Origin of the sequence: Slackia exigua ATCC 700122 (assembly GCF_000162875.1) — a bacterium.
GTDB classification, from domain to species: Bacteria; Actinomycetota; Coriobacteriia; order Coriobacteriales; family Eggerthellaceae; genus Slackia; species Slackia exigua.
In genome coordinates, this window is the sequence record NZ_GG700630.1 from 466,510 (window position 1) to 488,591 (window position 22,082).

The window sequence follows — 22,082 nt, forward strand, 5'->3', positions numbered from 1 at the left end:
TCGCATACGACGGCATCTCTGCTGCACCATTTCGAGGTTCTTGGCATGCGAAAGCTCCGACCCAAGAAACGAACAAGCGTGCCCTCTGACGCCGAACGTCACAGGGCACGCTTAAGCGCATCCGTCGCGAGCAAGGCCTTGCACCCGCCCATATCGGGCACATCATCACTTCACGTCGTTCAAATCCTTTCCGGTGTGCTCGTGCGACGCGATCATGGCAACCAACGCGATAAGCCCGATCGCTATCATGTAGTACGCCGGTGCGATCGCATCTCCCGTAGCGTTGATCAGCCAGAACGATATGTACGATGCCGACCCGCCGAACAGGGCGTTCGCCAGATTGAAGCTGAACGCGAACCCCGAGTAGCGCACTGCGGTAGGAAACGTCTCGGTCAGATAGCTTGACAACGTGCCGTCATTGACGGTCAAGATCATACACATGACCAGCTCCGTCACCAGCACAACCCCGAACTGGCACGTTCCGAGCAGATGGAACGCAGGCACCGTGAACGCGACGAATCCCACGCATGCGATGATGAGCATGCGCCTGCGTCCCACGCGATCGGATACACGACCCGATACGAAGATGAGACCTATATAGACCACGAGCACGATGGTGGTGATGGTCGATGCCATGGCCGGATCGAACGAAAGCGTCACCTCGAGGTAGTTCGGTATATACGTCAGCACCATGTAGAAGCCGACCGCATTGAGCATGCATGCGCCGAAGCAGATGAGCACCTTGCGGGGATACCGACTCAGTAGCGTGCGAATAGGATGCTGGATGCTTTCGTCTCCTTGCTGGCTGATCTGGCGCTGCATGGCCTCGTACACGGGAGAATCCTCCAAATGCGTACGGATATAGTGCGTGATCAGCCCCAACGGACCTGCCAGCCAGAACGGGATGCGCCAGCCCACCGTCACCACGAAGTCGGACGAGGCGCCCCATACCGCGAACATGGCCGTAGCGAACAAGGATCCGACCAGCAAGCCGCCCGCAGTGGATGCCGGCACCATGGAGCAATAGAATCCCCGGTGCTGCCGCGGCGCATATTCGGCGATGAACGTGGCGGCCCCGGCATATTCTCCGGAAGCCGAGAAGCTCTGCACGATACGGCACAGCAGCAGCAGGACAGGAGCCGCCATTCCCGCCAAGGCATAGACGGGAAGGCAGCCGATTATGAAGGTTGCTCCGCTCATCACCAGGATCGAAATGGAAAGAGCCCACTTACGACCTTTCTTATCGCCCATGTTCCCCCAGAACACCGCACCGATAGGTCGCACCAGGAACGCAAGCGCGAACACAGCGAACGCATACATCGTGGCTACGGCCTTGTCGACATCGGGAAAGAACGCGACCGCGATGACCGTGGCCAGATACGAATAGCTCGCATAGTCGAACCACTCGATGAAATTCCCTAAAAAGGAGGAGAATGTCACACGTTTAAGCGTGCGCTGCTGCTCAGTTTGACTGAACTCCTGCAGCGGCGTATGCATTGTCGTTCCTCCGGTCATCGCCTTCGCCTCCCTCGGCACTTTCCTTCGACTGTTTGCGCGCTGCCGTCATGCCCTTCACGGCAGGAATGGCGCCGCCGCCGACGATCAGAATGGTGCCGATGATGGTGTTGACGGTGAACGCCTCGCCGAAAATGACCAGTCCGATGAACAGCGCCACGGGAACTTCCCAGTATGCGATCGTGGAATAATCGGCTGCCGGCAGGTTACGCCCCGCGGCAAGCAGCAGGCCCAAGGCAACCGGCCCGCACACGATCCAGAACACGACGGCGCTGATCCAGTTCGCCGTGGTGAGGTTCAGGCCCAACGCCCATGTGGGCGCCGTGATGCCCGACGTACCGAGGAAATTCATCACCAGCGTCAACGTGCCGGCTCCCACCGCGGCGAATATGAAGTTCCACACGCCGCGCGCCGTGGTGTCGGCGTCCTTGCGATAGCCGTTGAAGAACATGCTCGCGCCGTAGAACACGCCCGACAGCAGGCCGAAGATATCCCCTAGGCCCTTCTGCGGGAATTCCGCCGTCGACATCTCAAGACTGAAATCCACGCGGAAGCCACCATCGCCGAAGCCCATCAGGCCCTCGGCGAACAGCATGCCTACGAATACCGCGGCCAAGCAGATCCATTGCAACGCATGCATGGGTTCTTTGCGGAAGATTCGCGCAAGAATCACGCAGAAGACAGGACCCGTATAGATGAACAGCACCGCGTTCGCCACCGACGTCATAAGCGTAGACGTGACGTAACACGCAAGCGACAGACCGATCATCAGTCCGCCCAGCGCGATCGCGGGCGTCAGCTTCAGCTTCTTGAACACCCCGGTCTTGCGCGTGGCCAGCATCAGAATCACGAAGAAGACGATACCCATGGTCATGCGCCCGGTCGCCATGAACGCACCCACGCTATCGCCGGCATTCAGTCCTGCGGTTCCGTCGAAGAAGTCCACGCGCGTAGCCGCGCGCGACAACAACGGGACAAGACCCATACCGGTCGCCGACAGCAGCATCGCTATCGTGCCCCACTTCCGATTCATCTGGTAATCGCCGTGCTCAGAGGCAGACGCGGGCTGCACGGTTCGGTCCTCCATAATCCCCTCCTTGAAAAAGAATGGTAAGAATTCGGTGAAGCGTGCCGGCCTGCGCCCGAACACGCAGGCTTGCAAGCTTAAAGCTCAAGTTCAGCGCAACGCGCCGCGATGAGGCAACTCAATCGCGCGTCCCCATGCGCCGTGAGCTCGCGAGGCGTTGCGCTGCTTCTTTTCTCTCTGCTCGTTTTAGCTTGCTGCCCGTCGCACGTACGCACGCGCGACGTCGATGCAGAAAGAACAAGAGGGCTCAGCTTTCGTTGAAGAAAACCGAGCCCCCTCTCATGGGTTTCAGGATGGTTCATGCACCATCCACTGCTGCGCTAGGCTGACAAGCGACTAGTCGTTCCACATCTCGGGACGAACAAGCGTGGGATCCTTGACCCTGTTGGGGAAGTAATCCTCGCAGGTGCCCTCGCGGTAGACGTCTGCGGTGGAGCAATGCAGGCCGCCGCCGAAGGGATATGCGTCGCGCAGGTCGCACGGGATGACATTCATGCCCAGCTTGTCCATCTGCTCCTGCTGATAGACCTCGGAAGCCTCGACGATGACGGTCTTGGGATCGAGAACCAGGCAGTTCATGGACAGCCACACGGAGCTGTAGCACAGCGCGGGCGGCTCGGTATGAGCAGGCTGCGCCGCGTCGACGATCTCCCAATCGTTGGCTTCGAAGATAGCACGCTGCTCCTTGGGCAGCGGGCGAACCGGATTATTGATGATCAGGCCCGGACGCAGCGGCACGAAGGTGGCGTCGATGTGGATCGGATAGGGGTCGCCGGGGAAGTTCACGGCATGGACGCGGAACTCGGGATAATAGCGCTGGAACCATTCCATGGCGGTGCGGTTGGTAGTCAGGCCATGCTGGATGAAGAGGTCCTTGCCCATGCGCATAACATCGGCGGCGTCCCACATCGGCTCGACTTCAGTGGTGACGAAGTCTTTGTTGGCCGTACGGACCAGGCGCTCTTCGAGGGTGATCTTCTCGTCATAATAATTGTGCTTGTAGGAGGCGTCGGTCAGGCGAGGACGAGGGGCCTGGGTCCATTTGAACTCGGAATCCTCATCGAAGTACTGCTTCATGAGCGGCCAATACGCCAGATACTCGAAGTAGCGGCAACGGAAGGAGTTGGCGGAGGCCATGATTTCGTTGCCGATGGTGAGCAGGATGTCGCGGGGCGGCATGCAGGTCATCATGGAATCGTTGCGGAAGTCGGGAGTGCCGATGGCCTGATTCCACTGCAGAGGAGTGGGACGGTCGACGATTACGCCGCGGCTTTCGAGGATCTTGACGAGGTTATCGAGGCATTCATTGCCGCGCTCGACGGTGGCGAGGGGACGAAGGCCCCACATGCCGCGCATCTCAGAATCGACCGGCACCTTCTCGGAGGTTGCAGGTTCCTCGGGAGGAATCATCGAGTTGTCGCAACGGCCGACGATAACGCGCTTCAGCGGATCCCAATCGTTCCAGGAGTTGACGATCTTTGCCATTCGAATCTCCTTCCAGTCTGGGCCCACTGATGTGCGCCCATCCTACCAAACAGACACAAACACCAACATGACCTGCGCGATGCGTGAAATCCCGCTCGTTCTTCAGGGACGTCCGACCGAAGGTTCGAAGCCGGATTCCTTGCATCCCGCTTATGCTTCGTAAGTATACGCCTTTTTTGTGCATCTGCAATATTATTTTTATGACATATTACCTAATAGGAATAAAATCCTATTAATTTACCTGTTCAATTATTATTGATGCATTTAAAACTTTTTTACATATGCATTATCTTAAAGCATAGATTCGAAGTGTCTTGCTTAGGTCTATCTCCTCGCTAGAGCGCAGCGCGGCATCCCAAGATGCAATCGTTCCCAGAGCCGGACGCCTCATGTTGAAAGATGAGCGCATCGCCTTTCGATTCTCAGCGTCTCATCGCATGAAAGCCGGCAGAGCAGGCGGTCGTGCGTGACCACGAGCACGGTTTTGCCTCGCTCTGCAAGCTTGCGAACCCACGATGACACCGCTACGAGCCCGTCGGCATCAAGCCCACTCGTCGGTTCATCAAGCAGGACTATCTCGCTATCCGCGCAGTACGCCGCCGCAAGCGTCACGCGCTGCTTCTCGCCGCCCGAAAGCGATGCGGGGTGACGCTGCGCCAGCCCTTCGATGCCGAACGCCTCCAGAGCCTCCGTCACGATGCTTTCGGAAAGGCGCCCGTTCCTCCCCATAGCCAACTCGCAGGCCACGCTCTCTGCATACAGCTGGTAGTCGGGATCCTGCATGACCATGTAGCAACAGGCCCTTCGTCGCGCCATGTCCAGAATATTGCCGCCGATCTCCACCACGCCGCTTGTCTGTTTCCGAAGGCCGCAGATAACCTTTGCCAGGGTCGTCTTGCCCACCCCGTTTTTGCCCAAGACTCCGCAGACCGTTGCCCGCGGAATGGCAAGAGAGACATCGGTCACGCAGGGCTCCGACTTGTCGTACGCAACGGTCAGCGAATGCAGGGAAAGCCCGTGGGTTCCAACAACCTCGGGCAAAAGGGCAGTCGGGCGCCTGTCGACTCCGACGATCCCCGGCGATGAAACGACGGGAAGGCCTATGCCGGGATGGCGCAAGCCCCATTCGCGAAGAGTGGCGCACGACAACGCCGAGAACTCTTCTCCCGTCCATTCGTGAGCCACACGCCCTTCGGAAATGTGCACGTACCGATCGGCGATCGGAAGGTATTCGTGCAGACGATGATCGCAGATCAGTATCGCAATCCCTTGATCTTTGAGCCTACCGACGGAAGCGACGAGCGCCCCTATGCCGCTCTCATCGAGGTTGGATGTAGGTTCGTCGAGTACCAGGGCGGAAGGCGCAAGAAAGGAGGCGGCGGCGATTGCCACCCGTTGTTTCTGTCCACTCGAAAGCTCATCTACGCGCCTATCCAACAGATCGGCCACCCCGAAGGTTTCCGCCGAAGAGGCCAGCCGCCGACGCGCCCAATCCTCATCGCATCCCACATTCTCGGCTGCGAAGACTATCTCATCGCGCACAAGCGACATGAAGAACTGGCTACGCGGATCTTGGAACACGCCTCCGATAAGGCGAGCCTTCTCGCTCGGGCTCATCGCATGAGGGTCCTTGCCGGCAACATGCACGCTGCCCTCCCGTCTTCCCGGGAAGAACCCCGGCGCAAGACCCTCGACCACACGCATCACCGTGCTTTTCCCCGATCCGGATCTGCCGCAAAGAATCGTGCAGGTGCCATCGGGCACCTGCAGGGATATTCCGTCTATCGCACGATGCGCGTCGTCTGCGCCATAGGAGAAGCTCATGTTCTTCAATTCTATCATCGTCGTATCCGTCTCCTAGGCACCGACCGACAGCAACAGGGGCGCCGCGCCCAGAACGAACATAGGGAAGACGAGCGCCGCATCCCATACCGAAAACCCTATGCCGTGCAGGCAAGATCTTCTCTCCTGGCTTGCAAGGCCCCTCAGTTCGGAAGAGGCGCCGAGATCGGACGAGAGCCGCAGGCAACGTATGATAAGAGGCACGAAGAAGCATTGGTATGCGGTTATCGGGTGAGCTAGCATGTCACGGCGTTTCGGCAGAATCCCCCTCGCAAGCTGGCCTTCCCTGATCTTTTTCATCTCTTCCCCCATGACCGGGAAGAACCTGACGAGCAGACATATCATCGCAAGCCCCGTCCTAGGAACCCCGATCTTCTGCACGGCGGCCATCACCCTGCTGGGATTGCTCGCCACGAGCGCCGCCGCAAGCATCATCAATGGAACGGCTCGCGCGAATGTATTGAGTATGACGTAGAGAAGGGGCATGACGAACGCCGATGCCCCTGCAATCAACGTGAGCGCCACATAGACGGCCGCGAACCCGAGCGCATGCCGCGCCATGCCGTTTGCGAAAAGATACGCAGCGCACAGAACTGCAAGATAATGAATCAGCTGAGGCGAATACACTGCCCAGAACACGGTTGCAACCAGAAGGGTGACGAGATGCGTGCGAGGATCCGCCCTGTCCACCCCGCTCGACGCCACCGATTCCGTCATGCCAGCTTCGCCTTCTTGATGTGCCTCGTATAAAGCGCATAGCCGCCCACGAACCCCACGACCGCCAATACGACGGTTATGAGCGTTATGAGTGCGAGCATGCTCGGCGAGCCGTAAAAGCTCAGGAGGATGTCAATCCCCTCCTGCGTATAGGATCCCTGCAAGGATGCGATATATTGATCCTTGAAGAAGAACAGGGGAATCGCGCTGCCGAGCGCATAGAGAGCCCAGTACAGAGCATATCCGATGCCGTTTCGGACAGGAGAGCGATACGTTTCCTTCCCCATCATGGCCGCCTCGCATAGAGCGCCGACGGCAATCATGACGGCAAGAAACCAGGCAGATCCGAACGCCGCCATCATGAGGCCGGCAAGGAGCGCGGTCACGAAGTACACGCCCGTCTTCGCAACACGATTGGACATGACGACGAAGAGAGGCGCGCAGAACAAGGCCATGACGCCTACGTACGCCAAGTAGTTGAACGCAGGTGTGGCCAATACCGTGATCAGCATTTTCACGACCACCATGACGATGAGTATGGCAACATTGAAGATAACGAGCGTGATTACGTCCTTCATCGCGAGCCGTTTCGATTCGCCGCTTTCGATTACCTGTCTGTCTTCCATCGACCGCTCCTCTCGTACGTTCATCCGTCCTGCGACAGACGGGGCGGCATCGTAAGAGAGGTAAGGATCTCCTGCGATTCCCGCGACAATCCAATATGGGCCTGGTTGCGCGATTCCCCCGCCCCGTCGTCGATCTGCCTCCCTCTGTCCTGCAACGCCGCATGAGACGGATGGCAATCCGACCCGCATCCGAAATCATGGTATGCTGCAAGTTAGATGGAGCTAATTACGCAACGTTACCCCTTGTCAGTCGCTTGCGATTCAACAGGGGATGCATCGACAACGGAACGGACGGAATGACAATGGCCTGTGCGGCCCTTTCTCGCTCACTCGACAAATTCTACGTTCCCCAACTCGAGCAGGTGGGTCCCGCGAGCGTAACCTGCAAGGATCGCAGCCTGTTCGCGCGCGTGATGAACGAATCGTGCGCGGGATATCTGCTCGCCTTCGAAGTGAACCCGAGCTGCATCCTCGTCATACATGAGATAGACGTCAGGGAGCCTCTGCGTATAGAAGAAGACCTTCCCGAGCATGCATGCCTCTGCGTCTGCTCCCGTGATTCCTTGGCGGGAGTCCCGAAAGATGCCCGGAAAAGACGCGGCGAAAGGTCCTCCGTAGCGTTCGCGCAATCCGAAGAACGGTTCACGATGCCCATGAATCCCGGCGAAAGGTTCAAGAGCACCTCCCTCTGCCTTCTGCCCGCATACTTCGGCGAGATCGAAAAACGATTCCCCGATGATTTCAGGGGCCTTGGCGAAAAAGTGATGTCGCACGGGGTCATGCCTTCCAGTATCCAGATCGACAGGATTCTGAACAGTCTGACGGCCACGAGCATGCTCGGGCCAGGAGCCCTGCCGCTCCTAGAGGCGAAGGTGCTCGAGGCGACATGCTATCTGAACAAAATCATTGAGGATGACCGCGATGCAGCTGATAGGTCACATAAGAGACGCACAACCGCGACAGCTGCCGACATCATGAAGATAGTCGAACTCTCCATGCCGAATCCGCCGACGCTCGAACAGCTCTGCGCGATCGCTCATAAGGGACATACGACCCTAAGCGAGATGTTCAAGCGTGATGCGGGCATACCTCTTGGAGAATACGTACGCGGTATGAGGATGAAAGCCGCGAAAGGGCTGCTCGCCGACACAGACCTCAGCGCCGCGGAAATCGGCGAGATGGTCGGCTACGGGGATGCCGCCAGCTTCGCCAAGGCGTTTAAGCGTCACGTCGGCATGACGCCCGGCGCGTACCGGAATACATATGCGCAACGATGAGAGAGTCTTCGGTTCGAGCAAACTTCGCGCAAAAGAGTCGCTTGTCGCGGCCAAGCTATCAACCTACCTGTTCAAAAACGCATCGAGCGCTTTGAACCCGGCTGCGAACCGTTCCTGGGCGTGGTCGAAATGACCGCCGGGTCCGACGACGAAATCCGCCTCGCAGCCTTGAGAACGTAGAATTTCAGCGCAGGCCTCCATGTTGTCCTGCACGGTATGCAGAATCGATTCACGCGCGTGCTTCTCTTTCGAACCGATGGAAAGAAACGCATACCGCCCCGCTGCAGTGAAGTCGAGCGATCGCAGGTGGTCAACCCATCCCTCGTACCAGACCGAACCCGAAAGGCACCCGCAGGCACTGAAACGATCCGAGTGCACGAACGCATAGAGCGCAAACAGGCCTCCAAGGGAATAGCCGCATATCGCACGCTTCGCCGGGGCAAGGCCTTCTGCACGCTCGATAGCGGGAACGGCCTCGTCAAGCAGCTCTTCGAGCGTAACGGCCGCCTCCCCTTTGAAATCGGCATCTCCATGATAAAGACCCGGTGCGACCCACGGCGTCAAGCTGTCATCCCATTCGTTGACGGGAACCTTGACGATGGTCGACACGCAGTCTCGAGCCGCCGCGCCCACCTCGAACGGATGATATGGAAGATCGATCACGTAGATGATCGGAGCTTGAAGCCCTCCCGTCCCGGAAAACACCGTGCGATCGCACGGATCCACGTATTTCATCAGATCGGCTCCATCCTTTCACCATGCATGACGCTGATATCGTGCTCAAGCCCATCGGGGTGCGCGGGCCGCTCCGTAGGTACCCTATGATACCGAAAGGCACTTCGACGACACAGACCGATCGTCACGGACCGAAAGAGAGCGTCGCATGATCGAAGAAACCATCTACCAGGCATTCGTGCAACAGGTGCGCGCCACGCCCGATGCAATCGCCACGAAGGACGAACGCCGCAGCATGACGTATGCGGAGCTCGACGCGTTCGCCGGTTCGATCGCTTCACAGCTTCCCGATAACTCCCGCTTCGTAGGCATCGTCATGGATCACGGCATCGAAATGATCGCCTCTATGCTCGCCGTGCTCAAACGCGGAGCCGCCTATGTGCCGGCAGAACCCTCGTTTCCCATCGACCGCATCAGATTCATGCTCACCGAGGCGGACGTCGATGCGGTCATCACCCAGCGCGCCTACGACGACCTCTTCCAGAGCGCACGTCGCATCTTCGTGGAGAACGGCTGCGAACCGGCAAGTGCCTCTGACGCGGCGTGCGTCGCGCGTCCCGACGACCTCGCCTACGTGCTCTACACCTCGGGCACGACCGGCACGCCCAAAGGCGTCTCCGTGGAAAACCGCAACGTCGTAAGCTATATCAATGCATTCGAACGCGAATTCGGCATCGGCGCCGGCGACGTCATGCTCCAGCATTCCGTCTGCTCGTTCGACATCTTCGTCGAAGAGGTGTTCTCCGCCCTGCTCAGCGGTGCGACGCTCGCGATCGCGCCCGAACGGGCAAAGGCTTCAACCGAAGCGCTCATCGACTACATCGAGGATGAAGGCGTCACGATCGTCGACGGCTTCCCCTATCTAATCTCCGACATCAATCATTCAGGCCGCATTCCGTCACGCGTCCGCCTCTACGTAAGCGGCGGCGACGTGCTGCGCGCCTCGTACTGCGACAAGCTCCTGGACCATGCACTTGTCTACAACACGTACGGCCCCTCCGAAACGACGTGCTGCGCCGCCTACTATCGCGTGAACGGCGGCAGCCCGCTTTCCGACGGAACGTATCCGATCGGAACGCCGGTCGCCTGCGACGACATCGCGATCCTCGACAAGGATCTCAAGCCCGTCCCCGCAGGCCAGGTGGGCGAGATCTGCATCTCGGGCGCGGGCGTTTCGCGCGGCTATCTGGGCAATCATCCCGAGCAGGCGAATTTCTTCGACGTGAACGGTACGCGCATGTATCGGAGCGGCGATCTGGGCTATGTTCTGCCCGATGGAGATATTGCCTTTCTGCACCGCAAAGACTCCCAGGTGATGATCGACGGACGCCGCATCGAATGCTCCGAGGTCGAAAACGTGCTCGTCGCCGATCCCGAAATCGTCCATGCGGTGGTCTGCGACAGCCGCGATGAGTCGGACCTTTCCTATATGACGGCCTATATAGTCCCGGCCACGCAGGACATGCGACTCTCGGAGCTCAAGCGACGCCTTGCGCGCAAGCTCGCGTCGTTCATGATTCCGGAGTTCTTCGTCCGTATGGCGGAGATTCCGTTGAACGCGAACGGGAAGCCCGACAAAGAAGCGCTTCCCGTCGTCCTGAAAGCGTAAGGAATGCACGTCGGAAGGCCGATCGGCCAAATGGGCACCGCATGCCGAACGGCTCGATCGGAACGGTTGAAACGCGTGCGCCGCAGAAATAGGAGAACGATCGCATGATTTCAATAGAAGAAGCAGGAATCGACAGGATCGACGAGCTAGCGGCGTGGCGCATAGAAACGCTGCGCGAGGTGTTCTCGCTGCCCGCCGACGCTGACATGACGCAGCTGGAAGCTGAAAACCGCGCCTATTACGAGCGGGAAATCCCCAGGAGCGGCCATGTAGCCTGCTTCGCACGTCTTGACGGCGTGATCGTCGGATGCGCGGGCATGTGCCTGCAGACCGAGCTGCCTTCGCCCGATAATCCGAGCGGAAGATGCGCGTTCCTGATGAACGTCTACACGCGTCCGGAATCCCAACATCGAGGCGCTGGACGGGCCATGATCGAATGGCTCGTTGACCAGGCGATCGATCGTGGCATCGATAAGATCTATCTGGAGACGTCCGCGGCAGGACGAAGACTGTACGAAAGCGTCGGCTTCACCGACCTTCCCGACTTCATGATCCACCGGAAGAAGCCAGAGAAGACGAACCGATAGATCGGCCGGCGGCGGTGCGATCCGAACGAACGCCACGCCGCAGTTTCCCGCATACGGAAAGGTGACGGAAACGATCAGCGGATTCGGGCGCACTCAACGTACAGAAGCGCGATCCTCGCTTTGAGCTCTTGCCTATGGACGACGCGCCACCCCTGGTCGGACAGGAACGCAACGTACTCATCGGGCGTCCACTGATGATCAAAGCCGATGCCGGCACGCTTCAGCACCCAAGACCAAATCCGACTGACGACCGTATCGTCATGGCTGACGAAATTAGGGGCGATGAGCAGGCCGTTATCACGCAGAACGCGTCGGGCTTCCGAGAGGGCGCGTTCCGGATTCGGCATGACGTGAAGCGCGTTCGCTATGATGACGACGTCGAAGGAAGCATCCTCGTACGGAAGATCGGTCGCATCGGCGACTTCGAACGTGAGATTGCCAGGAACCTCTCCCTTCTTCGCCTCCCGGATCATCCCTTCCGAATAATCCGTGGCGACCATGCGCTTGGTCGAGAAAACGACATGCTTCGCAAGAAGACCCGGACCTGTCGCGAGTTCGAGCACTTCCTTACCCCGCACGACCTCGGAAATACGGGCATACATGGATTCGTAGGCCGATTCGTCCGAATGCATCGCCCTCTCGTAGATAGGCGCATACCTGTCCCACGTGCTCTTCTTCAAGCTGCTCACCTCGCGCGCAGTTGCCTAGAAATCGAAGTCTCTAAGTTAGCCCCATAATACTTCATAGAAAGAGGCCGGATACGAAAGCGCGATACTCTTCCTTGAGCTTTGCAATGAATCTCATATTGGTTTGCTAGGGACGCGCTGCATCGCTCGCGCGTCCCATCGTGCGAAATATCCGTCGGCCTACATGAGTCGAATGCCCTCGCCTTGCGTCATGCACGAGGTGAAACGAAACTCATGCCGCGGCCGGCACTTCCGGCGCCGCCGATTCCGTCGGCTCCTTCGGGTCTGTCGGCTCCACAGGCTCCTTTGGCTTCTTTACTATCTTTTTCCCGTTTTCATCGACGTAATTTCCGTCAGGAGTCTGGCAATCCGTAAGCATGGCCCCCGAAGAACCCAGATAGTAATTCCCGACCCACGTGTCCGAATACATGGCGCCGCTCTTGGCAAAGCAGTACCAGTGCTTTCCGATGGACTGCCAGCCCGTGTGCATAGCGCCTGATCCGCTCATGTGATACCACTCGCCGCCGCTGCGGAGCCAACCGGTTTCCATGCAGCCGTCGCTATCGAAGTGATACCAGGTGCCACGTATCTTCTCCCAACCGACCGTCATCTCGCCGGAGGTCGAGAGGTAATACCATTCGCCACCGTTACGGAGCCAACCCGTATCCATGGCACCAGACCCCTCGAAGCGGTACCACGCTCCACCGATTTTCTCCCAGCCGGTATCCATCGCTCCAGATCCTGCAAAGTGGTACCAGGATCCGCCGATTTTCTGCCAGCCGGTCCTCATGGCGCCTGAATCCGAGAGGTAATACCATTCGCCGTCGCTACGAAGCCAACCCGTATCCATCCAGCCATCCTCATCGAAGTGATACCAAGATCCGCCGATCTTCTCCCAGCAATCCCATGGGTAGCTTCCATCGGAATACTGATACCACCAGGATCCGCCTGATGACTGCCAGCCTGACGAATGCGAGTGCGACGAGCCGCCCCCGTGCCGCTTCGCGCATATTTCGCACAGATGCCTATTTCCTACTTTTCCATATACCGTTTCTTTGATGGATGATGCTTTGTTCAGACCGGTGCAATCCTTATACAGATGGTAGACCTTCCCATGCGGAGTCACATACACCGTGTCATCATCGTCTATCGCCATCGCATTCGCAGGCACGGCAGCGCATACGATGAGCGCAGCCATTGCCAGAGCGCAGAGCGCAAGAACCCTCTTCAATGTTCCGGTCATGGAACGCCTCCCTTTCAACACCCTGGGCGAAGACCTCGAATATCCAGGCTTCCTTCGCTCTCTTCGCCTGCCCGCTCCCTCGAAACGAGACCGGCTTCCTTGCACGACGCGATCTCACATTCCCATCAGGCATCGCGCTTCAATGCAGCCATCTTATCGAACTATGCGCAGCATCTACTGTGCTCGTTTATAAGCGGCCGTGCGGAGGGAACAGGATACACGCTGAACGGCAATGTAACTCTCACCGAAAAAACGCTGGCCTCGAAATTCGAAGCCAGCGTCTTGCAATGCGGAACCCGTTTCAGGCGAGGTCTATTTCCATGTTGGCATCAAGTCGATTCCCCGTTCGTCGCAATACCGTTTGCACCCTTCAGCAAGTTTCGGAAACTCAATCTCGAGCACATCCCAAACAATACCCATGTCAACTGTTCCATAGGCGTGCGCAAGACGGTTGCGCAAACCGCTCATCTCACGCAACTCGAATCCGTAGCCCCCGAATAGCTCAGGCAATCCTCCACCTTCCTCTGTAACGCGCAATACCCTATTGGCAAAGCCTTCTGCGATAAGTTCATCCGTAGTAGTTCGAGGCGACACGAATTGATCCTTCGTTATATTCAGCTCTTCAAGCTGAACTAACGTTTGCGTGACCACATCGTACATTTCCTGAACACGAAGAAGGTCGTTTTTCCTAGCGCTCATAAATCGTTATACCCTCCATGTCGATGGCGCGCGCCAAGTTCTCATTCTTTATGTCATCTGCTGTTATGGCATCTACTTCACGTCCTGTTGCCTGCCCGACAGCCTTCTGAAAACGTACGAGATCGTACAGACTGAATGGATGCGAGCGATCGAGAATCAAGCGAAGGTCTATATCGCTTTCAGAACCTGCTTCACCTCGGGCAAACGATCCAAACAGAATTATTCTCTGGATAGCTGGGAAATTTCGTGCCTCGAAGGAAACCGTACGTGCAATCGAATCGACATCCGTCGGATAGCTCACGTCTACCTTATGCAATATTTCGCCAAGCAGTCGTTCCACCTCGTCAAAGCGTTTCCCATATGCATCAGACTGCTCATTGGCCATTCCCTGACGCAGGAAATACAGGAATGCGTCCGTTTTCGTAAGGCCGTTCTTGCGAGCATACTCGCTCACTACCTCAACTTCATGACGAGGAAGCCTCATTGCGATCGGCAACTTATGTTCCGCCATAGCTTCCATATGCACGCCTTTCCGTATTGCATTTGCAATACGTATTGTAGCACATCATGCAGCATCTAGATAGATTGTTAGACGAATAGACGAATGCTCCAAGCGACAGCCGGCCGCATCGGCAGCCCGACTGAAGCTTCGTTGAGAAACGAACCTTTCCCATGCAACTCAGATATCCCCGCACGCATCTCGGTGCGGGTCGCGCATACGTTCATGCAACTCAGAATCCTGCGCTCATTCCCGATACCGTACCTTGGTATATTCATGCCCGCAAGGACGTCCGAGCACTGCACATGCATCGAAGCGAAGGATCAGATGATGAACATCACGCTGAAAGAAGAGCCTGGACGGCGCGAAATCGAGGTGACCATCGTCTCCTCTCCTGGCGATCCGCGCGCCTCGCGGCTCGTCGAGGCCTTGCGCGCCGCTACGGGACGTCTCGTGGGCTATGCCCCGAATGGCGATATCTCGCAGAAGATCATCCCGCTCGACCAGGTTCTCTATGTGGAAACGACCGAGCGGCGCGCATTCATCAGGACCATGGATGGAACGACTCTCGAATCCCCGCTGCGTCTCTACGAGCTCGAACAGGCGCTCGAAGGCACCGAGTTCATGCGCATCTCGCGCCAGGTCCTCGTCAACTTCGACAAGGTGGTCTCGATCGTTCCCGAACCGAACAGCCGTCTCATCCTCGAGCTCGACGGAGGATCTCGCGTCGTCGTGACGCGAAGCTACGCCCCTGATATTCGCCGCAAGCTCGGTGCGCTCGCCTAGAAAGGACCTTGCCATGAAGCCGTACGATACCTCGAAACACACCGATCCTGAAGACCTGCAGGTCTTCGACACATCCACCCCTTTGACCACGAAGAGCCTGATCGCACGGGGATTCTTCTCCGGAAGCGGCATTGCCGTCATCATGCTCGTCCTCCTCATAGCCATCGGTTGCGCGTTCGATGGAATAAACCAGGGCGAAATCATGTGCCTGACCATCATCGCCGCCGGCGTTGCAGGCGGCCTGCTCCAACAGCTCTGGTTCAACTTCCGTCTGAACATCCGCATGGGCTATCCGACGCGCCTTGCGGGCTTCGGCCTCACCTATTTCGCGGTGCTGGCCGGCTGCGCGTACGTCGGGACGTGGCTTCCGACGGACAACCCCTGGGCGTGGGCCAGCTTCGCCGTGACATTCTTGGTGATTCTGGCAATCGTCACGGCGGTCATCACGCACTTTATCAAACGCAACGGCGCCACCTATAACCAGCTGCTCGCCGAATACCGCAAGAAGCAGGAAGCCGAACGCCATGAGTGACGCACGTAGCGCGACCTCGTAACATCCCTCCGATTCGCTTTATAAACGGCGATGCGCCTCCTTGACGCATCGCCGTTTTCATGGCATCGGATTACACGCCCGAAAGCACGCAGAAAAGCCCGTTGAAACTCCTCACGTGCACCGCGCGCTTCCCCGCAGCGAGTGGCGTAAATCGATGCGTTAGTATGACGACGTCATCAAACGAACGGATAAAGGAGCGCTCATGACGGAGACCATCGCCATCCCCTACGACAACGGAAACATCGACCAGCATTTCGGCCATGCAGCCCAGTACAAGATCTACGATGTCGAAAACGGTGCGATCACGGCTTCGCGCGTCATCGAAGACGAAGGCGAAGGACATGCGCGCAAGATCGCAACGATGCTCGGCCTTGGGGTGACGACCGTCATCTGCGGCGGCATCGGCATGCCCGCCATCGAGGGCATGCAGAAGAAGGACGTCGAAATCTATACGTCCATTTCGGGCGATGCCGACGAAGCCGTCAAGAAATACCTCTCGGGAGACCTCCCTCATATCATCAAAGGCCACACCCACGGAGCCGGCGGCTGCCATCACGAGCACTAGGTCGAAAATTCCGAGGATGCGATCATGAAGCCGTCGGAGCTATTCGCATACGTGAAAGAAGCCTACGGAACCGAACCCGAACGCATGTGGACGAAATGGCCGAACTACGCCGTGCTGCGAAACGATGCGAATCGCAGATGGTACGGCGTGGTCATGGATGTGCCGCCCGACCGCCTAGGCCTTGAAGGCACCGAGCCTGTCTTCATCCTGAACGTGAAGGTCGATCCCGACGATGCGCTCGTGCTCCGCATGTCCTCAGACGTCATGCCCGCATACCACATGAACAAGAAGAACTGGGTATCCGTCCGCCTCGACGGCGAGCTTCCCGATGCCATGATCGAAGACCTCATCGACATGAGCAGACGCCTTACGTCGTAAGAATGAACGCGGCCCCGAGCATCCACCGCTCGGGGCCGCGCCTTCTCTACGACCAGCCTCCCCAGAGGAAGCCGGCGAAAAGCGGCATGCCGCCGCCTTCGGTTCACGGACGCGGGCCGCCGCAATTGCCGCAGAAGCCGCCCGTGTTCTGGGTACCGCACGTCGGGCACGACCAGGTGCCGGGCGTCTCGGGCTTCTGAGCGCCGCAGTTGCTGCAGAACTTTCCGGTATTCTGCGTGCCGCAACCGCAGGTCCAACCATTCGCCGCTGCAGGTTCGGGCTTGGGCTTTCCGCAGTTGCTGCAGAACTTGCCGGTGTTCTGCGTTCCGCAATCGCAGGTCCAGCTCCCTACTGCCGTTGCCGCGCCTGCAACCGCGCCGAATCCGCCGCCAGGCGCCTGGGCGTACTGGCTCTGCGGAACGTTCGGCTGCCCGCCGCCTTGGCCGTAGAGGCCCTGGGGGTTCATGCCACCGATAGCGTTCGCCATGCCCATGCCCATGAAGCCCATCATGGCGCCGTTCTCATTGGAAGCCGCCATGCGCATGGCATCGCTCTGCGCCGCCGCGATGTTCGCGGCCGCCATCGTCGGATCGCGCATGACCGCGGCCTTCTGCAGCTCCTTGATCATGGCCTCGTCTTCGGGCGATGCCGCGATCGTGTTCACGCCGAACGAAGCGACTTCGATGCCGCGCAGGTCGGACCACTTCTCGGATAGGACCTCGTTCAAAGCCGCGGAGAGCTCTTCCGTATGGGCCGGAACCGCGCTGTAACGGACGCCCATGGCGGAGATGCGTGCGAACGCCGGCTGCAAAGCCGTCAAAAGCTCGCTCTTGAGCTGGGAATCGATGTTGTCGCGCGTATAGGGCTCCTCGACGTTGCCGCATACGTTCTTGTAGAAAAGCATCGGATCCACGATGCGATACGAATACTCGCCGTTGCAGCGCACCGATATATCCACGTCAAGGCCGATATTGGCATCGACCACGCGGAACGGCACGGGAGAAGCGGTGCCGTACTTGTTGCCCACGATCTCCTTCTTATTGAAGAAGTAGACGCGCTGGTCTTTGCCGGTATCGCCGCCGAAGGTGAAACGCGAGCCGATGCGCTCGAAGGTCTTCAGGAAGCGATCGCCCAGACCGTCCTGCCCGAAGAAGAGCGACGGTTCGGTCGATTTGTCGAAAACGAACTGACCCGCCTCGCCGCAGGCATCTACGATGGCTCCCTGCTCGACGATGATCATGAACTGGCCTTCGTTGACCGCGATGATCGAACCGTCGGAGATGATATTGCTCTCGCCCTTGGTATTGGAGCTGCGCCCGCGATCGGATATCCGCTTGACGCCTTTCGCCGCCAGCACATCGGGGGGGAGCGAATCGCAATAGAAGAACTCGCGCCAGGTATCGGCGAGCACGCCGCCCAACGCCCCAGCGCCTGCCTTCAGAAGTCCCATGTCATTCCTCCTTTTTCATAAGGCTTCCGATAGAAGCCGGTTTCACGGACACACCATGCCGTCAGTCAAGATGTCTGCTCGACCGCCTCGTCTCGATGAACGTGTCCTGCGATGCGGAAAGCTCGAGCCCGTCCGCATCTATGTATTCGTGCGCTTCGCTCCGTTCGCGCGCGGTCTTCATCTGCGAGTAGAACACCGCGCAGATGGACGCCGCCCCCACGATAGGAAGCCCTATGTCCACGAGCATGCTCGCAAGCGTGTCGTCGAACTGGAGGAACCCGAAATCAAGCCCTGACAGAACCATGCAGAGCACGGCGAAAAGCCCGAAGAACCAAAGCACGACCTTTCCCCATGACACGGGCAGATCGCCCACGAGGCGTCCGGTCTGGCCGTTCATGGCGAAAAGGTAATCTCCGTCCTGCCAACGCGTATGCAGCATCCAGACCGGGAAGAGCGCCTGGGAGACCGATTCCATGCGCACCTGCGCATCCAAGGACCCCGACCGCACCTCGTCATAGCCGCGCACGGATGCGCGCAGCTCGTCTTCGAGCGACTGACGCATGCGTCCATGCACGCGCGATGCGCACGCCTCCGCATCCTCGTCGAAACGTTCGGCCAGGTATCCTGGCATGTAGGCGAGCGAGAACGGCACGAGGGATCCGTAGTCGAACGGTTCGATGGCATCCATGTGGCCGTTAGGCATCTTCGCCGACGCATCGGCAGGAACGTGCGTAAAGCCGACTTCTCCGGCGCGATAGACGGAATAGATGTCGGTCTCGGTTATCTCCTCGTCCCCGGAACGATGTGTGCGAACGTTGCGCGCTTCGAAGGTCTCGCTTCCCTCGGCCGTCCCATCGTACAGCCAGAACGGTACGTAGACACCTTGGATGTGCTCGATGCGATTGGCGTCGGCGAAGTCTTTCGGAAGGAACCGTTTCCCCTTGTAATGGGCGGTAAGCGCCGCGGTCGCCGCAGCCTTGTCGACCTTGAACGGGACGACCAGGTCGGGACGCGCCGTCTCGACGAACGTGCCTGGCACGACCGCGGTATTGCCGCAGTACGGGCACTCGGAAACCGCCGTGGTCGCGTCGCAGGTCAGACTTGCCCCGCACGATGAGCAGGTGAACGATCGAAGTCCCGCGCGCTCCGATTCGTTCCATGAGGCGCGCGAAAGAAACGAGGCGATGGGATCGTCTGCGCCGTCGGTGCCCTGCGCATTGACGGCCTCGGCGATGACTTCGTCGGTCAACGCAACGGCTGCGCCCGATCCAGAAGCCATCTGCTCGTATTCGCTCAGAGTCCCCGCCTCGGCACGGCGCGAGGCCTCTTCGGCAGACGCGTCGGCCGATGCCTGCCGCGCGGCGTAGATCGCCTCTATGTCGGACGGAAGATGCGCCGTCCCGCAGAAATCGCATACGAGCCTGCCGGATGCGCCGTCGTAGCGCATCGTGCCCCCGCACGAGGGACACTGGTAATTGATGGATTCAACGGCCATGAAGCTCCTTTCGGCTGGAGAAGGTCGATCGGATGCGCAAGGCGCAATGCGAAGCTCGGCCGTGCGCGATGGAACCGCATTCATTATAGGCGCTCCGCGCGCGAGGCGAGCAATCGTTCTCGGCTCACAATACCGCCGTACGCGCGCCTACGCGTCCTAAACCGCCCATGCCGTGCACGATACGATGAAGACCCTGGGCACTCGCGAGAGGCTCGTCATGGCCAGTGCGCTCACGGACGACATGCTGAAGGGGACGCATCGCATGCGCGCTTTCCGTCGCGGCATTCCTGATCGCAATCGACATCGCCGCGGCCGAAGAGAATACCCTGTTCAGATGCCATCACCTATTTTCGGGTAGAGAAAAATACCCGAATGCGCGCGATGCAGGCAGCCGAGTCCATGCCTATCGTCGAATGCGTTGAAGCCGTGCGCCTCAAGGAGAGGCACGGCATGATCGGATGCGCATCGGAATCCAAAGAAGCCCGATGCGCGAGGAGGGAAACGCATGAAGACATCCATAAGCCGGCGCGATCTGTTCAAGTTCGGCGGCGTCGCCGCCATCGGAGCGGCCGGCGCCGCCAGCCTTGCCGGCTGCGCGCCGAAGCAGGCGAGCGAAGACGAGAAGGAAACCAAGGCCGCGTCATGGCGCGACGCTCCCGAACCCATCGCCGACATCGCGGAAACCGTTGATTACGACCTCGTGGTGGTGGGAGCCGGCAATGCCGGCCTCATGGGCGCCATGACCGCCCAGCAGCAGGGTTTCAAGGTCGTCATCATCGAAAAGGGCCAACAGGTCGCCTCGGCTCGCGAGGCGGTGGGCGCAATCGGATCGCGCCATGCGGGCGAGCACACCCCCGACATCCCCATGCTCATGAACCACGTGCGCAAAACCCAGACCGGCGACGTGAACATGGCGCTCTGGCGCACCTGGTGCGACAAGTCGGGCGAGTTCATGGATTGGCTCGAAGACACCGAAACCCCTGCCGGCATGACCTTTCCCTTCGAATGGCATGCACCCGACGACCCTGAAGCCTACTACCCTGCGATGTGCACCAATCCGGTCATGGGCGACTTCAATCCGCAAGGCCCCAATTACGGCGCGTACCAGCACCTCGAGGTCATGCGCGATCTCTTCCTCGAAGCAGGAGGCACGATCGATTTCCTGACCACGGGCGAGCAGCTCGTCCAGGACGAATCAGGCAAGGTCACGGGCGTTCTCGCACGTTTCAACAAAGACCAGTACCGCCAGTACAACGCGGCGAAGGGAGTCATCGTCTGCACCGGCGGCTACGGCGCGAACCGCGAAATGGTCGAGGATCTGTGTCCCGACGCCCTTAAGTACTGCACCAGCACCGCGGCCACCACGGAATCCGGCGACGGCATCCGCATGGCGCTCTGGGCGGGCGCATACCTGGAAGAAGGCGCAGGCGCCATGGTCTGGAACCGCGGCATCACCGATGACACCGAGCAGATCGGTCCCGACATGGGCATGCCGCTCTTCCTTCCCGCAAGCCAACCCTTCCTGCGCGTGAACGTGCACGGCGAGCGCTTCATGAACGAGGATTCCACCTATCCCGAGATCTACGCCCAAGGCACGCGCCAACCCAAGGGATTCAGCTGGCAGGTGTTCGACGGCACGTATTGGGAAGACATCCAGCGCTTCGACACCGGAGGATGCTCGCGCCTGGCTCCCGCCCCCGACGGCAGCGCGTTCAACGCCGACGTGTACGATCTCGAAGCCATGAGCAAGGATCATCTCGACAGTTTCTGGATGCAGCCGCGCCTCGACGATGGCACGCTCAAGAAATGCGACACGCTCGAGGAACTCGCGAAGACCATGTTCTCCGATGAAGCGGACCAGAAGGCCTTCCTCGCCACCGTCGAGCGCTACAACGAGGTCATGGCTTCAGGCGACGTCGATTACGGCAAGGCGGCCTATCGCTGCAGCACCGTCGATACGGCTCCCTTCTACGCCATCCGCACGACAGGCAATTTCCTCGTGACCATAAACGGCATCGTGACCGACACCGACAGCCGTGCGCTGCGTCAGGACGGCACGGTCATCGAAGGGCTCTACGTCTGCGGCAACGACCAGGGGGGCTTCTATCCGCACGGCTATCCGAGCGAATTCACCGGCGTCAATGCAGGACGCTGCGGCTGCTTCGCCCGCATCGCCGCCAAGCATGCCTGCGGCATCGCTTAACGAACCGTCCCTCTGCGGGCGAAGCAGGCGACGCGCATCCCTCCT

21 protein-coding genes are annotated in these 22,082 nt (G+C 59.1%); 8 read left to right on the forward strand and 13 right to left on the reverse strand.

The genetic code is table 11. From position 1 onward, the window contains the following. Positions 1–165: 165 nt before the first annotated feature. The 6 genes from HMPREF0762_RS02045 to HMPREF0762_RS02070 all read right to left on the reverse strand — a co-directional run bounded on the left by HMPREF0762_RS02045 (position 166) and on the right by HMPREF0762_RS02070 (position 7,272). Complete coding sequence (locus HMPREF0762_RS02045; RefSeq protein ID WP_006361719.1) at positions 166–1,497, reverse strand: MFS transporter; 1,332 nt, start codon at positions 1,495–1,497, stop codon at positions 166–168. After that, positions 1,463–2,602 carry a DMT family transporter gene (locus tag HMPREF0762_RS02050; protein WP_040618821.1) on the reverse strand — a complete coding sequence of 380 codons (1,140 nt, stop codon included), beginning with the start codon at positions 2,600–2,602 and terminating at the stop codon, positions 1,463–1,465. Before HMPREF0762_RS02050 ends, HMPREF0762_RS02045 begins: the two co-directional genes overlap by 35 nt. 336 nt (positions 2,603–2,938) lie before the next feature. Then, positions 2,939–4,087, reverse strand: a complete 1,149-nt coding sequence (locus tag HMPREF0762_RS02055; RefSeq protein ID WP_006361722.1) for a serine/threonine protein kinase — start codon at positions 4,085–4,087, stop codon at positions 2,939–2,941. Between the two features lie 387 nt (positions 4,088–4,474). Next, positions 4,475–5,929: an ABC transporter ATP-binding protein gene (locus tag HMPREF0762_RS02060; protein WP_006361723.1), complete on the reverse strand. Its 1,455-nt coding sequence runs from the start codon at positions 5,927–5,929 to the stop codon at positions 4,475–4,477. Positions 5,930–5,944: 15 nt separating this feature from the next. Then, positions 5,945–6,646, reverse strand: coding sequence for an energy-coupling factor transporter transmembrane component T family protein (locus tag HMPREF0762_RS02065; protein ID WP_006361724.1), 702 nt, complete (start codon positions 6,644–6,646; stop codon positions 5,945–5,947). Continuing rightward, entirely contained in the window at positions 6,643–7,272 is a 630-nt protein-coding gene (locus tag HMPREF0762_RS02070) for an MptD family putative ECF transporter S component (protein ID WP_084779343.1), read from the reverse strand. The genes HMPREF0762_RS02065 and HMPREF0762_RS02070 overlap by 4 nt, the downstream gene beginning before the upstream one ends. A gap of 647 nt (positions 7,273–7,919) precedes the next feature. Here HMPREF0762_RS02070 and HMPREF0762_RS09310 point away from each other — a divergent pair. After that, the gene (locus tag HMPREF0762_RS09310; RefSeq protein ID WP_006361727.1) at positions 7,920–8,549 is read left to right on the forward strand and encodes a helix-turn-helix transcriptional regulator; all 630 of its coding nucleotides are present in this window, start codon (positions 7,920–7,922) and stop codon (positions 8,547–8,549) included. Between the two features lie 63 nt (positions 8,550–8,612). Here HMPREF0762_RS09310 and HMPREF0762_RS02080 read toward each other — a convergent pair whose 3' ends face one another. Then, the gene (locus HMPREF0762_RS02080; protein WP_006361728.1) at positions 8,613–9,284 is read right to left on the reverse strand and encodes an alpha/beta hydrolase-fold protein; all 672 of its coding nucleotides are present in this window, start codon (positions 9,282–9,284) and stop codon (positions 8,613–8,615) included. A 148-nt stretch (positions 9,285–9,432) separates the two neighbouring features. On the opposite strand from HMPREF0762_RS02080, the gene HMPREF0762_RS02085 reads away from it, so the two are divergent. Then, complete coding sequence (locus HMPREF0762_RS02085) at positions 9,433–10,893, forward strand: amino acid adenylation domain-containing protein (protein WP_006361730.1); 1,461 nt, start codon at positions 9,433–9,435, stop codon at positions 10,891–10,893. A gap of 104 nt (positions 10,894–10,997) precedes the next feature. Continuing rightward, the gene (locus tag HMPREF0762_RS02090) at positions 10,998–11,480 is read left to right on the forward strand and encodes a GNAT family N-acetyltransferase (RefSeq protein WP_006361731.1); all 483 of its coding nucleotides are present in this window, start codon (positions 10,998–11,000) and stop codon (positions 11,478–11,480) included. Positions 11,481–11,554: 74 nt separating this feature from the next. On the opposite strand, the gene HMPREF0762_RS02095 is transcribed toward HMPREF0762_RS02090, so the two are convergent. The 4 genes from HMPREF0762_RS02095 to HMPREF0762_RS09075 all read right to left on the reverse strand — a co-directional run bounded on the left by HMPREF0762_RS02095 (position 11,555) and on the right by HMPREF0762_RS09075 (position 14,628). Beyond that, complete coding sequence (locus HMPREF0762_RS02095) at positions 11,555–12,169, reverse strand: class I SAM-dependent methyltransferase (protein WP_006361732.1); 615 nt, start codon at positions 12,167–12,169, stop codon at positions 11,555–11,557. A 229-nt stretch (positions 12,170–12,398) separates the two neighbouring features. After that, the gene (locus tag HMPREF0762_RS02100; protein WP_006361733.1) at positions 12,399–13,409 is read right to left on the reverse strand and encodes an N-acetylmuramoyl-L-alanine amidase family protein; all 1,011 of its coding nucleotides are present in this window, start codon (positions 13,407–13,409) and stop codon (positions 12,399–12,401) included. Positions 13,410–13,721: 312 nt separating this feature from the next. Next, positions 13,722–14,108 carry a HepT-like ribonuclease domain-containing protein gene (locus HMPREF0762_RS02105; protein WP_006361734.1) on the reverse strand — a complete coding sequence of 129 codons (387 nt, stop codon included), beginning with the start codon at positions 14,106–14,108 and terminating at the stop codon, positions 13,722–13,724. Continuing rightward, positions 14,098–14,628 (reverse strand): nucleotidyltransferase family protein, encoded by a 531-nt coding sequence (locus HMPREF0762_RS09075; protein WP_006361735.1) that lies wholly within the window; start codon positions 14,626–14,628, stop codon positions 14,098–14,100. The genes HMPREF0762_RS02105 and HMPREF0762_RS09075 overlap by 11 nt, the downstream gene beginning before the upstream one ends. Before the next feature lie 306 nt (positions 14,629–14,934). On the opposite strand from HMPREF0762_RS09075, the gene HMPREF0762_RS02115 reads away from it, so the two are divergent. From HMPREF0762_RS02115 to HMPREF0762_RS02130, 4 genes are all read left to right on the forward strand, one after another. Then, the gene (locus tag HMPREF0762_RS02115) at positions 14,935–15,393 is read left to right on the forward strand and encodes a LytTR family DNA-binding domain-containing protein (protein WP_245935475.1); all 459 of its coding nucleotides are present in this window, start codon (positions 14,935–14,937) and stop codon (positions 15,391–15,393) included. Between the two features lie 13 nt (positions 15,394–15,406). Then, positions 15,407–15,925: a hypothetical protein gene (locus tag HMPREF0762_RS02120; protein WP_006361737.1), complete on the forward strand. Its 519-nt coding sequence runs from the start codon at positions 15,407–15,409 to the stop codon at positions 15,923–15,925. 223 nt (positions 15,926–16,148) lie between these two features. Continuing rightward, positions 16,149–16,511 carry a NifB/NifX family molybdenum-iron cluster-binding protein gene (locus tag HMPREF0762_RS02125; RefSeq protein ID WP_006361739.1) on the forward strand — a complete coding sequence of 121 codons (363 nt, stop codon included), beginning with the start codon at positions 16,149–16,151 and terminating at the stop codon, positions 16,509–16,511. A gap of 24 nt (positions 16,512–16,535) precedes the next feature. After that, positions 16,536–16,889 (forward strand): MmcQ/YjbR family DNA-binding protein, encoded by a 354-nt coding sequence (locus HMPREF0762_RS02130; RefSeq protein ID WP_006361740.1) that lies wholly within the window; start codon positions 16,536–16,538, stop codon positions 16,887–16,889. A 103-nt stretch (positions 16,890–16,992) separates the two neighbouring features. Here HMPREF0762_RS02130 and HMPREF0762_RS02135 read toward each other — a convergent pair whose 3' ends face one another. Further along, positions 16,993–18,339 (reverse strand): SPFH domain-containing protein, encoded by a 1,347-nt coding sequence (locus tag HMPREF0762_RS02135; protein WP_006361741.1) that lies wholly within the window; start codon positions 18,337–18,339, stop codon positions 16,993–16,995. A 61-nt stretch (positions 18,340–18,400) separates the two neighbouring features. Next, positions 18,401–19,834, reverse strand: a complete 1,434-nt coding sequence (locus tag HMPREF0762_RS02140) for a TFIIB-type zinc ribbon-containing protein (RefSeq protein ID WP_006361742.1) — start codon at positions 19,832–19,834, stop codon at positions 18,401–18,403. A gap of 505 nt (positions 19,835–20,339) precedes the next feature. Here HMPREF0762_RS02140 and HMPREF0762_RS02145 point away from each other — a divergent pair. After that, positions 20,340–22,037 carry an FAD-dependent oxidoreductase gene (locus HMPREF0762_RS02145; protein ID WP_006361746.1) on the forward strand — a complete coding sequence of 566 codons (1,698 nt, stop codon included), beginning with the start codon at positions 20,340–20,342 and terminating at the stop codon, positions 22,035–22,037. Positions 22,038–22,082 lie beyond the last annotated feature (45 nt).